The sequence below is a fragment of the Flavobacterium acetivorans genome (genome assembly GCF_020911885.1).
In the GTDB taxonomy this organism is placed as follows: Bacteria; Bacteroidota; Bacteroidia; order Flavobacteriales; family Flavobacteriaceae; genus Flavobacterium; species Flavobacterium acetivorans.
The window spans coordinates 2,200,552-2,212,648 of the sequence record NZ_CP087132.1 but is presented as its reverse complement, the minus strand read 5'-3'; the positions used below and the strand labels follow the sequence as shown (position 1 = coordinate 2,212,648).

At 35.0% G+C, this 12,097-nt stretch carries 10 protein-coding genes; 6 read left to right on the top strand and 4 right to left on the bottom strand.

The window, feature by feature from the left end; all coding sequences use genetic code 11:
* The first annotated feature begins 21 nt into the window (after nucleotides 1-21).
* A complete protein-coding gene (locus LNP19_RS09675; protein ID WP_230061729.1) occupies nucleotides 22-879 on the top strand; it encodes an EamA family transporter in 858 nt (285 codons plus the stop codon).
* 108 nt (nucleotides 880-987) lie between these two features.
* Here the strand turns inward: LNP19_RS09675 and capA are convergent, their stop codons facing one another.
* Nucleotides 988-2,028, bottom strand: a complete 1,041-nt coding sequence (capA, locus tag LNP19_RS09670) for a cysteate synthase (protein WP_230061728.1) — start codon at nucleotides 2,026-2,028, stop codon at nucleotides 988-990.
* A 69-nt stretch (nucleotides 2,029-2,097) separates the two neighbouring features.
* Complete coding sequence (locus LNP19_RS09665; RefSeq protein WP_230061727.1) at nucleotides 2,098-4,173, bottom strand: S9 family peptidase; 2,076 nt, start codon at nucleotides 4,171-4,173, stop codon at nucleotides 2,098-2,100.
* 125 nt (nucleotides 4,174-4,298) lie between these two features.
* Between LNP19_RS09665 and LNP19_RS09660 the strand changes: the two genes are divergently transcribed.
* Complete coding sequence (locus LNP19_RS09660) at nucleotides 4,299-4,619, top strand: YbaB/EbfC family nucleoid-associated protein (protein WP_230061726.1); 321 nt, start codon at nucleotides 4,299-4,301, stop codon at nucleotides 4,617-4,619.
* A 107-nt stretch (nucleotides 4,620-4,726) separates the two neighbouring features.
* On the opposite strand, the gene LNP19_RS09655 is transcribed toward LNP19_RS09660, so the two are convergent.
* On the bottom strand, nucleotides 4,727-5,746 hold the full coding sequence (locus LNP19_RS09655; RefSeq protein ID WP_230061725.1) for a threonine aldolase family protein: 1,020 nt from the start codon (nucleotides 5,744-5,746) through the stop codon (nucleotides 4,727-4,729).
* A gap of 88 nt (nucleotides 5,747-5,834) precedes the next feature.
* Here LNP19_RS09655 and prfB point away from each other — a divergent pair.
* Nucleotides 5,835-6,933 (top strand): peptide chain release factor 2 gene (prfB, locus tag LNP19_RS09650; RefSeq protein ID WP_230061724.1). Its coding sequence is split into 2 segments (ribosomal slippage): nucleotides 5,835-5,897 and nucleotides 5,899-6,933, totalling 1,098 coding nucleotides; the frame shifts between segments, so codons are not numbered across the junction.
* Nucleotides 6,934-7,137: 204 nt separating this feature from the next.
* On the opposite strand, the gene LNP19_RS09645 is transcribed toward prfB, so the two are convergent.
* Nucleotides 7,138-7,743 (bottom strand): hypothetical protein, encoded by a 606-nt coding sequence (locus tag LNP19_RS09645; RefSeq protein ID WP_230061723.1) that lies wholly within the window; start codon nucleotides 7,741-7,743, stop codon nucleotides 7,138-7,140.
* 457 nt (nucleotides 7,744-8,200) lie between these two features.
* Here LNP19_RS09645 and lpxD point away from each other — a divergent pair, with 457 nt between their 5' ends.
* From lpxD to LNP19_RS09630, 3 genes are all read left to right on the top strand, one after another.
* Entirely contained in the window at nucleotides 8,201-9,199 is a 999-nt protein-coding gene (gene lpxD, locus LNP19_RS09640; RefSeq protein ID WP_230061722.1) for a UDP-3-O-(3-hydroxymyristoyl)glucosamine N-acyltransferase, read from the top strand.
* 164 nt (nucleotides 9,200-9,363) lie between these two features.
* Entirely contained in the window at nucleotides 9,364-10,992 is a 1,629-nt protein-coding gene (locus LNP19_RS09635; protein ID WP_230061721.1) for an acyl-CoA carboxylase subunit beta, read from the top strand.
* Between the two features lie 364 nt (nucleotides 10,993-11,356).
* The gene (locus tag LNP19_RS09630; protein ID WP_230061720.1) at nucleotides 11,357-11,977 is read left to right on the top strand and encodes a hypothetical protein; all 621 of its coding nucleotides are present in this window, start codon (nucleotides 11,357-11,359) and stop codon (nucleotides 11,975-11,977) included.
* Nucleotides 11,978-12,097: the final 120 nt, after the last annotated feature.

Genomic DNA, 12,097 nt, shown 5'->3' with positions numbered 1-12,097 from the left:
CCTTAACTTAAAAAAACCACGATGCTATTTCTCATCCTAAGTATTTTATGTAGTGTAACTGTAGGGATTATTTTTAAAATCTCGCGCAACTACACGGTAAATATTAAACAAATTATAAGCTGGAATTATATTTTTGCATTGCTGCTTTGTTATACATCATTTAGTCCCGATTTGAAAGCTATAGATAGTACAGCGCCTTGGAATATCTATATTCCGCTTGGGATCTTACTTCCTGCGGTTTTTCTTATTCTGGCGATGTCAATAAAGCAGATGGGCATTGTAAAAACAGATGCCGCCCAACGTCTTTCCCTATTCATTCCTATTTTGGCCGCTTGGCTACTTTTTGAAGAAGAATTCAATAAACTCAAAATAATTGCTTTTTTTATAGCCTTAGCAGCTTTATTACTTATTTTGTCTAAGCGAGAAGAAAACGCAAACAATAAATGGATCTATCCGGCCTTAGTATTGCTTGGTTTTGGAATCATAGATGTGCTGTTTAAACAAATTTCTTTATACACCAGCCTGCCTTACACTAGCTCTCTATTTATAATATTTTGCATCGCAATGACACTAATGGCACTGGTCATAACCTATGAAGTTGTCTTCAAAAAAACGAAGCTGAAAGCAGTAAATTTTATTTTCGGTGGTTTAGTTGGGGTTTTTAACTTTGGCAATATTCTTTTCTATCTAAAGGCACATAAAGCGTTTTCCGATAATCCATCAACTGTTTTTGCAGCAATGAATATGGGGGTTATTATTCTGGGAAGTCTTGCAGGTATTTTTTTGTTTAAAGAAAAATTGAGTAAAAGGAATTATTTAGGTTTGTTTTTGGCTTTAATAGCAATTGTACTAATTGTGTTGTCACAAATCTACAACTGATGATTCTCTAAATTGAAATTACGCTTCGATTGAAATAACCCAAAGTATATAAACAAAAAACTCCAGATTGCTCTGGAGTTTTTTGTTTATGGCTAAAAATAGAATAATCTATTTTATAAGTTCAATTTTTTGAGCTTCTTCTTCATTAACGCTGTCAAAGAAACCTTGCTCGTTCATCCAGTCATCACTAAATACTTTACTCATATAACGAGAACCGTGATCTGGGAATATGGCAATTACATTGCTGTTTTCGTCAAATTCGCCTTCTTCTGCATATTGTCTTATCGCTTGCATTACTGCTCCTGAAGTATAACCTACAAATAAGCCTTCTTTTCTTGTAATCTCTCTTGCAGAATGGGCACTCTCTTCATCAGTTACTTTCATGAACTTATCGATCATATCAAAATCTGTAGCCGATGGAATAAGGTTTTTTCCCAAACCTTCAATTCTATACGGATAAATTTCGTCGTTGTCAAATTCTCTTGTTTCATGGTATTTTTTTAATACCGATCCAAAAGCGTCAACTCCAAGTACTTTGATATTAGGATTTTGTTCTTTTAGGAATTTTGCTGTTCCTGAAATCGTTCCTCCAGTACCACTACAGGCAACAAGGTGTGTGATTTTACCATTTGTTTGTTTCCAAATTTCCGGACCTGTAGAATTATAGTGTGCATCAATATTCAGTTGATTGAAGTATTGATTGATATAAACCGATCCTTTGGTTTCTTCGTGTAGCCTTTTGGCAACATTATAATAGGAACGTTCATCATCGGCAGAAACATGGGCAGGGCACACATAGACTTTGGCGCCTAAACTGCGAAGCATGTCAATTTTATCTTTGGAAGATTTTGAACTAACAGCTAGAATACAATTATATCCTTTTATGATACTTACCATTGCTAAACTAAAACCGGTATTTCCTGATGTGGTTTCAATTATGGTGTCTCCTGGTGATAATATTCCTTTTTTTTCTGCCTCTTCAATAATATATAATGCGATTCTATCTTTTGAGGAATGTCCCGGATTAAAAGCTTCTACCTTTGCATAGAAATTACCTTCTAAATTTTCGGTTACTTTATTTAGTTTAATAAGTGGTGTATTACCTATTAATTCTAAAACGTTATTGTAAGCGTTTATTTCTTCTTTCATAAAAAAATAGTTAATCTAAGCCTATTTTATTTGACTTCGATACGTTGCAAATTTAACAAAAAAATCCAATTACTTATTAATTTTCTCTAAATCTAACAAAAAACTGAATTCTTTTGATAGTTCTTTAAGTGCCTCAAATCTCCCGGAAGCCCCGCCATGACCTGCATCCATATTTGTATCTAGATATAAAACATTAGTATCTTTTTTTGTTTTTCTCAGCTTAGCTACCCATTTTGCCGGTTCCCAGTATTGCACTTGAGAATCATGAAGTCCTGTAGATACATACATATTGGGATAATTTTGCTCTTTAACATTGTCATAAGGAGAATAAGATCTCATGTAATCGTAATATTTTTTCACATTTGGATTTCCCCATTCGTCATACTCACCTGTAGTCAATGGAATAGTATCGTCAAGCATTGTAGTCATAACATCCACAAAAGGCACTTGAGCAATAACCCCATTATACAACTGTGGCGCTGTATTTACAATCACTCCCATAAGCAATCCTCCTGCTGAACCGCCTTCGGCATACAAATGTTCCGGAGAAGTATATTTTTGCGCTATAACATGTTTAGAACAATCGATAAAATCCGTAAAGGTGTTTTTCTTTTTTAACAGTTTTCCATCTTCGTACCATTTTCTTCCTAGATCTTCTCCTCCACGAATGTGTGCAATAGCATAAATAAATCCTCTGTCTAACAAAGACAATCTTGTCGATGAAAAATAGGCATCCATAGAATGTCCGTAAGAACCATAAGCATACAACAGCAAGGGATTCTTGCCGTCTTTTTGGATTCCTTTTCTATAAACCATCGAAATAGGAACTTGAGTCCCATCAGTTGCGGTAGCCCAAACACGTTCTTCAGTATAATTATTCTTATCAAACTTCCCTCCTACAACCTGCTGCTCTTTTTTGATTTCTTTTTCTTTGGTTTTCATGTTAAAATCAATCACCGAAGCCGGCGTTGCCATCGATTGATAACCATATCGAAGAATATCCGTGTCAAAATCAACGTTGGTTGTAGTATAAGCCGTATAAGTTTCGCTCTCAAAAGGCAAATAGTATTCGTCTTTACCGTTCCAAGGCATAATGCGAATCTTATTTAAGCCATTACTCCTTTCCGAAACCACCAAAAAGTCTTTAAAAATATCAATATCTTCCAGTAAAACATCCTCTCTGTGTGGGATTAGATCTTGCCAACTTTCCTTTGAGGTTGCTCCTTCTGGCGTTTTCATCAATTTAAAATTGGTCGCTTTGTCTTTATTGGTCAAAACATAAAAACTGTCCTTATAGAACGAAATGCTGTATTCTAGTCCACGTTTTCTCTTTTGAAAAACTTTAAATTTTCCGTCCGGATTGTCAGCTAATAAAGTTCTGAATTCCGTTGTCATCGTACTCGAAGAGCTGATTAAGATGTATTTTTTTGATTTTTCTTTACCAACACCTACGTCAAAAGTGTCGTCTTTTTCAAAATAAACTAATTCGTCCTTTGATGATTCCTCACCCAATTTATGTTTTAAAACAGAATCCGAACGCAAGGTTTTCTCATCTTGTTTGGTGTAAAAAATCGTCTTATTATCATTAGCCCAGGTCGAACTTCCTGTAACATTTTCGATCTTATCTGCCAGAATTTCTCCCGTAAAAAGATTTTTCACATGCAAAGTATAAATTCTTCTCCCCACTAAATCTAAAGCAAAGGTCGCATATTGATTATCAACACTAATACTCAATCCGCTTAATTTAAAATACTTGTGCCCTTTCGCTAATTCATTGCAATCAAACATGATTTCCTCTTTCGCCGAAAGGCTTTCCTTTTTTCTGGAATAAATAGAATAATCCTTCCCTTTCTCAAAACGGGTAATATAGTAATAGCCATTATAAAGATAAGGCACTGATTCGTCATCCTCTTTAATTCTCGCCTTCATTTCCTCATAAAGATCTTTTTGAAAATCTTTAGTATGAGCGGTCATTTCTTGATAATACTCATTTTCTTTATTCAGATAATCAATAACTTCGGGATTCTCTCTGTCATTCAACCAAAAATAATCATCGACTCTTACGTCTCCAAACTTTTCAAACTGCGTAGGTATAATTTTAGCCACTGGCGGCTGTATTTTCTCTGTCATTTGTTGTGCTTTCATATTTGTAAAAGAAGTTACAAAAATAACACAAAGACAGCTTAAAATGAGTGGTTTTTTCATCTAATAAATTGATTATTGTATCAAATATAGTAATTTCGTACTCCAATAATTTAAAAAACAGCAAAATGGATTTAATGGGAATGATGGGTAAATTGAAAGAAACCCAAAATAAAATCGAAGAAACAAAAAAACGTTTAGATACCGTTCTTGTAGATGAACAAAGCACTGACGGTTTACTAAAAATAACAATCACTGCCAATAGAAAAATCAAAGCAATCACAATTGCTGATGAATTATTGCAAGACAAAGAACAACTAGAAGATTATATGATCTTGGTATTAAACAAAGCCATAGAAAAAGCCACCAAGGTAAATGAAGCCGAACTTGACGCTGTTGCTAAAATGGATATGCCAATGATTCCGGGTATGGATAATTTATTCAAATAATCAATCAAAATAGAAATCCTGAATTATAAGCTTTCATTGAAAACTCATAATTCAGGACTTTTTTTTTTAAAACATTCAAAATAAGTTATGACTGCAACTCAACAAACTCATAACTTAGACAAGGTCTCCAGTACATAAGTATGCATCACTTCCCTATAATCGAGATGCGTTACAATCCTAAGTTTTCCATGCCCCATAGAACTTATTGAAATGTTTTTCTGTTTTAATTTTTCTATCAGCAATTGATCGCTGTAGTTTTCAGCTAATGAAAAAATCAAAATATTGGTTTCGACGGGTTCAACAGAGGCCACCCAACTTTTAGTATTTAATACATTTGCCAATTCTTTTGCTCTACGGTGATCCTCTGCCAAGCGACCTAAATTATGGTCTAAAGCATAAATTCCGGCAGCAGCCAGATAACCCACTTGTCGCATTCCTCCACCCAATATTTTTCGGATCCTTAAAGCGCGGTGGATTGTTTTTTTATCTCCTAATAGCATCGAACCTATAGGCGCTCCAAGACCTTTTGAAAAGCAAACAGAAATGGTATCGAATATTTCCCCAAAAGACTTAGGATTTTGTTTTTTGGCTACCAAAGCATTCCAAATTCTCGCACCATCCATGTGGAATTTGAGATTATTGGCCACACACACTTCTTTTATTTTCTGCAAATCTTCCAATTCATAACAAGCACCGCCACCTTTATTGGTTGTATTTTCTACACATACCAAACTTGTTAGCGGACTGTGATAAAATTCAGGATCGTTAATCGCCGCCGCCACTTGTTCTGCAGTAATCATCCCGCGATTTCCGTCAAGCAAGCAACAGGAAACTCCACTATTAAAAGAAACTCCGCCGCCTTCATAATGATACACATGTGCATATTTGTCAGCAATTAATTGTTCTCCCGGTTGGGTATGCAATTTTATAGCCGCTTGATTTGCCATAGTTCCCGATGGAAAAAATAGTCCCGCTTCCATTCCAAACATTGCAGCAACCCTTGCCTCAAGTTCAATAACTGTTGGATCTTGTTTGTACACATCATCCCCTACTTGGGCATTAAACATGTACTGCAACATTTCATATGTTGGTTTGGTAATCGTATCGCTAACTAAATTTATTTCCATCTATTTATTTTTATTTTAATCCAAACAAGTTCCACTTGTTCCTGAGCGAAAAATTTTCTTATTTTTGCTGCACAAAATTACATAATTTATGACAACTACCGAACAAATAAAAGGTATTGTAGAGCGCCTTGGTGCGTTGAGGAGGTATCTTTGACGTTGATGCCAAACTAATCGAAATTTCTAACGAAGAAGAAAAGACTTTTGCTCCGGATTTTTGGAATAACGCCAAAGAAGCCGAATTAATTGTAAAGAATCTTAGAAACAAGAAAAAATGGATCGAAGATTACGATAAAGCAGTCGAAATGACTGATGAATTGCAATTGGCTTATGAATTTTACCGAGAGGGAGAACTCACGGCAGAAGAACTTGACGAACAATACAATCTTACCGAAAAACATATCGAAGCCATCGAATTCAAAAACATGCTTTCGGATGAAGGTGACACCTTAAGTGCTGTTTTACAAATCACAGCCGGTGCCGGTGGAACCGAAAGTTGCGATTGGGCATCGATGCTAATGCGTATGTACATGATGTGGGGCGAAAAATATGGCTATAAAATAAAAGAGCTCAATTATCAAGAAGGCGATGTCGCAGGAATAAAAACCGTAACACTGGAATTTGAAGGCGATTATTCTTTTGGTTATTTAAAAGGAGAAAACGGAGTACATCGCTTGGTGCGTATTTCCCCTTTTGACAGCAATGCCAAACGCCACACTTCTTTTGCTTCGGTTTATGTGTATCCGCTTGTGGATGACAGTATCGAAATTGACATTAATCCTGCCGATATTGAAATTACAACTTCAAGATCTAGTGGTGCCGGTGGTCAAAATGTGAACAAAGTGGAAACCAAAGTACAACTGTATCATAAACCTACCGGAATTCAAATTCAATGTTCAGAAACCCGTTCTCAACAGGACAACAGGCAGCGTGCGATGCAAATGTTGCGTTCTCAACTGTACGAAATTGAGTTGAAAAAGAAACAGGCACAACGCGCCGATATTGAAGCCGGAAAAATGAAAATAGAATGGGGTTCCCAAATCAGGAATTACGTCATGCAACCTTACAAACTGGTCAAAGATGTCCGTACTGGCTATGAAACCAGCAATGTTGATGGAGTGATGAATGGGGAAATTGACGAATTCTTAAAAGCTTATCTGATGATGATGGGACAAAAAGAAGAGGAATAGTTTTCAGTTTGCAGTGGTCAGTTTGCAGTATTCAGTGAACCTAAACTCAAATTATAAAAATCCCTCTACGCATTTTGATTAAAAATGCGTAGAGGATTTTTTTATTTATAAAACCAAATAGCAATCTTAATAAAGAAAGAAGTTGAGTGGTTTTACTCAATCGCAGCTATATTGTTGGCTTTTCAAGCCCAAGGAACTTTTTACTTATTTATTTATCGCAAATTCGTTATTTCCACGGATTATTGTTTGTTTTGATTTCTTTATGTTCTCTTCTGTTTTCGTAATCAAATTGATGAAATTCACGTTTAATTTTTCTTCTTTATTTTCATAATTTTCAACAATAATTTTCAAAATAAATTTCTCATCGATTATAAAATTGTCATAATTTGAATTTACTATTTCATTGTCAATTTTAAAAATTGTTTGGTTTCCACTTAGGTTCGTATATTTAGCTTTTAAATTATTCAATGATATTAATTTTGGACTATAACTACTTTTAAGTTCAATTTTAAGTTTTCCAAAATATTTTACATTATTTATTACAAAGTCGCCTTTTTCTACATTGACTGTTCCAATTTCACTCGGATTTAAGGTTCTTAAAATACTTTCGTTAGTCAATTGTCCATTTAGGAAGTAAGCTGGTTTTTTATTATTTTCCATTTCCTTTTTATAAACAACTTTTATAATTGAATCTTTTTCGGTACTAAGTTCAATATTTACTCTTTTTAGTTCATCAACTTTTTCCGATTTCACTTGTGCAAAACAATTTGTTGCTAAAAATAACATTGTAACAAATAATGTGTTTTTCATAATTTACTATTTTTACGTTTTTTGGGTTTAATTTGCCACTAACCAGTATACAACCGAAATAAAGCTTTGTTTCCCCTATCTGCTTATTTCCAAATATATTTAAAAAATCCCTTACAAATAATCAAAAGAAATTCTTACATCTTGAATTTCTTTTTGTTCACAAGAAAAAACAACCACAGTCTATTGTCGGAAAATTCAGGATAAGCTATGGTTAATGTTCATTTCTGCAAAAAAAGATGCAAAAAATGGTCTTTCATGCATTTATGCTGAGATACTTTTACAAAAACCAACATTGACTCCTAAAAAAACCTTCAATAATTGCTAATGTTCTTCATTTATTTTAAAATTTTTTCACAATACCATTTTATTGTTGTTAAAGAATCTTCAAATATTAGGAATTCCAAACCTAAATCATTTTATTTGAAAAATTTTAATCCAAAATCTAACATTACACTTAATGAAATCCTATTCAGTTCAAGAAATCAATGAAGTCCTCAAGGGAACCATTTTAGGTAATACCCTACAATCTATAACGGCGCCAGAACAATTGGAAGTCGCCATGGAAACTGAAATTTCATTTATAGGAAATAAAAAATACGAGAAACTTTGGTCAAGCTCAAAAGCCTGCGTGGCGGTTGTTAACGAGGATATTTCAATCGAACCAGGAGAGAACAGAGCTTTCATAAAAGTAAAAAATGCCGATTTGGCCATGTCACAAGTTCTCAACCTTTTTGCACATCCGATGCCGGAATTTTATATCGACATTCACCCAACGGCGGTTGTAGACAAATCGGCAATTATAGGAGTGGGCTCAAAAATTGGTGCCGGAGCCTATATTGGTCCTAAAGTTAAAATAGGCGAAAACTCTATTATTTATCCTAATGTGACCATTCTTGATGAATCTACCATAGGAAAAAACAGCGTGATTTGGTCCGGAACAGTGGTTAGAGAACGTTGTCATATTGGTACTGATTGTATTATTCATCCCAATGCGACAATTGGCGCCGATGGATTTGGATTTCGTCCTTGTCCCGAAAGAGGCTTGGTCAAAATACCTCAAATTGGAAATGTAATTATTGGTAACGGAGTAGAAATAGGCGCTAATTCTTGTGTAGATAGAGGAAAATTCAGCTCTACCGTTATTGGCGATGGTTGCAAAATTGACAATTTAGTTCAAATAGGTCATAACAGTAAACTAGGTCGTTTTTGTATCATGGCCGGACACAGCGGACTTGCTGGTTCAGTGACTTTAGGCAATGGTGTAATCATTGGCGGAAGCGCTTCTATAAAAGACCACGCAACCTTAGGTGATGGTGTAATTGTAGGTGCCGGTTCAGGTGTTACCTGTGATGTGCCAGCCGGAAAAACAGTTTTAGGTTATCCAGCCGTTGAAGCTCGGGATGCCTTAAAACAATGGGCTATCTTAAAAAGATTGGTCAACGATTCAAAAAAATAAATATTTATTATTAATCATATCAAAAAAGGAAACAGAAGTAAATTTCTGTTTTCTTTTTTTTTTGCATTTATAGCAATTCTACATTCTAAATGAGTCAATGCATTGAATTATTAGGATGAATTTCGTACTTTAGCCATCTATTTTCTTACAAACATTACAATATTATGGATTTAAACTTCAATAAAAACGAAGATCACAATAAACTTCTATTATCCCAATTAAAGAAAAATTTTACCAAAGTAAAATTGGGAGGTGGCGAAAAAAGAATTGAAAAATTGCATGCTGAAGGTAAAATGACCGCACGCGAACGAATTGATTATTTACTTGACGCTAACGCAGAATGCATTGAAATTGGAGCATTTGTAGGAGAAGGAATGTATGCCGAACATGGCGGTTGCCCTTCGGGAGGAGTTGTTGTAAAAATAGGATACATCAAAGGAAAACAATGCATTGTTGTGGCCAATGATGCTACCGTAAAAGCGGGTGCTTGGTTCCCAATTACCGCCAAGAAAAACCTAAGAGCACAGGAAATTGCGATGGAAAATCGTTTACCAATCATCTATTTGGTAGACAGCGCCGGTGTTTATTTGCCTTTACAAGACGAAATATTCCCTGATAAAGAACATTTTGGACGCATTTTTAGAAATAATGCTCAAATGAGTAGCATGGGAATTACCCAAATTTCAGCGATTATGGGCAGTTGCGTTGCCGGTGGCGCTTATTTACCCATTATGAGTGACGAAGCCATCATTGTTGACAAAACGGGAAGTATTTTCTTGGCGGGAAGCTATTTGGTAAAAGCCGCTATTGGTGAAACTATCGATAACGAAACTTTAGGTGGAGCCACAACGCATTGCGAAATTTCGGGAGTTACCGATTATAAAGCCAAAGACGACAAAGACGCCTTAGACAAAATAAAAAACATCGTTGATAAAATTGGGGATTATGAAAAAGCCGGTTACAGCCGAGTGAAACCTGAAAAACCTGCTTTAGACGAAAAAGATATCTATGGTATTTTGCCAAAAGCCCGAAATGAACAATACGACATGATGGAAATCATCAATCGTTTGGTTGACAATTCCGAATTTGAAGCCTACAAAGACGGCTATGGTCAAACCATAATCACGGGTTATGCCAGAATTGACGGATGGGCTGTTGGAATTGTTGCCAATCAACGAAAAGTGGTAAAAACCAAAAAAGGAGAAATGCAATTTGGCGGTGTCATCTATTCCGATAGTGCCGATAAAGCTACCCGTTTTATTGCCAATTGCAACCAGAAAAAAATCCCTTTGGTATTTATACAAGACGTTACCGGTTTTATGGTGGGATCGAAATCAGAACAGGGAGGAATCATAAAAGATGGTGCCAAGATGGTGAATGCTGTAAGTAATTCGGTAGTACCAAAATTCACCGTAATTGTAGGAAATTCTTATGGTGCCGGAAACTACGCCATGTGCGGTAAGGCTTATGACCCGAGATTGATTTTTGCCTGGCCAAGTGCCGAATTGGCCGTTATGGGAGGAACACAAGCCGCCAAAGTCTTGGCGCAAATTGAAGCTTCTTCAATGAAAGCTAAAGGTGAAACTGTTGACGAAGCCAAAGAAGCTGAATTATTCGCTAAAATCAAGGCAAGATATGACGAACAAGTTTCTCCTTATTATGCTGCCTCCCGATTATGGACAGATGCAATAATTGATCCTCTTGACACCAGAACTTGGATTTCAATGGGAATAGAAGCTGCTAATCACGCGCCTATCGAAAAGCCATTCAATTTAGGGGTTATTCAGGTATAACAAACATTTTTATTTATATACTATTCTACCTCCGTTTTTCACTAGTTTTATTTACTACTAGTGAAAAATGGAGCTAAAAACATCTGCTTGATAAACCATTGGAAAATATCATTTTCTTATTTTTATTCCAACCTCTTTTTATACTGTTTATTCTTTTTTATTAAAATTCAAAACCATACTTTTTTTAAATAAAAAAAGACAGTTTAACACTCATTAACAACTACTTACACTTATTTTTCCTTATCTTTATTAGTGATTAATAGACCTCTAAAAACTAAAATAATCCGCTCTTTAAAAACACCTTACATTTAATTTATACGGAAAATAAAACTGATTAGAATGAATCATTAATACCTAAAATCAAATGAAAACTACATCAACTATATCTTTGATTGTGATGTTGCTAGTTTTTCAATTAAGCTTCGCGCAACAAAGTTTTAATAAAGACAACAGTTTCGAAAAGAACAAATCCATTTTTATAGAAGCTGGTGTAAATGTATCGCTTCCAGTACATATCCAAATGTTTCGAACACATCGATATGCAATCGGGGTTAATTTTAGAGCTTTCAAAAAAATAACTCCAAAAACAGAAATTGGTCTTAAGCTAGATTATGATTATCGTTTTGCTCGAAATATTCCCGACACGATAGATACCGTAAAAGAAAGAGCTTCCCATCGCAACTTTAGCCTAATTGCTCTTAAACCAAATGTTCAATTTAATTTTAATTGCAATTGGTTTTTTGGTGCCGAAACAGGAGTTGGCTATGCTCTTTCTGACGAAAACGGCGCCATAGGACTTGGTTTTGTTTCTGAATATGGTGGTAATACCAAATTTGGTTCCTGCTCTGGATTGTACATTGGTAAATATTTATCAATTGGTCATAATAACAACAATTTTCAAGCATCCATGAATCTGACTAATTTTCTTCATAAAGGCCATGCCGAAAATTCGCTTGGTTTACGCTTTAATTATTGTTTCAACTAATAGAAATTTTGGCTGAATTCAACATCACAAAAATAACACCTGATTTAGCTAGCAAATCAAAAAATGAGATGAGTTTATCATTTTTAAAACAAGAACAATCTTATTTATTTAAAAATCACT

Coding starts and splice junctions, on each gene's coding strand:
- capA (WP_230061728.1), bottom strand. CDS start 2,028: ATGAAAGAAGAAATAAACGCTTACAATAACGTTTTAGAATTAATAGGT.
- lpxD (WP_230061722.1), top strand. CDS start 8,201: ATGAAATCCTATTCAGTTCAAGAAATCAATGAAGTCCTCAAGGGAACC.
- LNP19_RS09675 (WP_230061729.1), top strand. CDS start 22: ATGCTATTTCTCATCCTAAGTATTTTATGTAGTGTAACTGTAGGGATT.
- LNP19_RS09660 (WP_230061726.1), top strand. CDS start 4,299: ATGGATTTAATGGGAATGATGGGTAAATTGAAAGAAACCCAAAATAAA.
- LNP19_RS09655 (WP_230061725.1), bottom strand. CDS start 5,746: ATGGAAATAAATTTAGTTAGCGATACGATTACCAAACCAACATATGAA.
- LNP19_RS09635 (WP_230061721.1), top strand. CDS start 9,364: ATGGATTTAAACTTCAATAAAAACGAAGATCACAATAAACTTCTATTA.
- LNP19_RS09665 (WP_230061727.1), bottom strand. CDS start 4,173: ATGAAAGCACAACAAATGACAGAGAAAATACAGCCGCCAGTGGCTAAA.
- LNP19_RS09645 (WP_230061723.1), bottom strand. CDS start 7,743: ATGAAAAACACATTATTTGTTACAATGTTATTTTTAGCAACAAATTGT.
- LNP19_RS09630 (WP_230061720.1), top strand. CDS start 11,357: ATGAAAACTACATCAACTATATCTTTGATTGTGATGTTGCTAGTTTTT.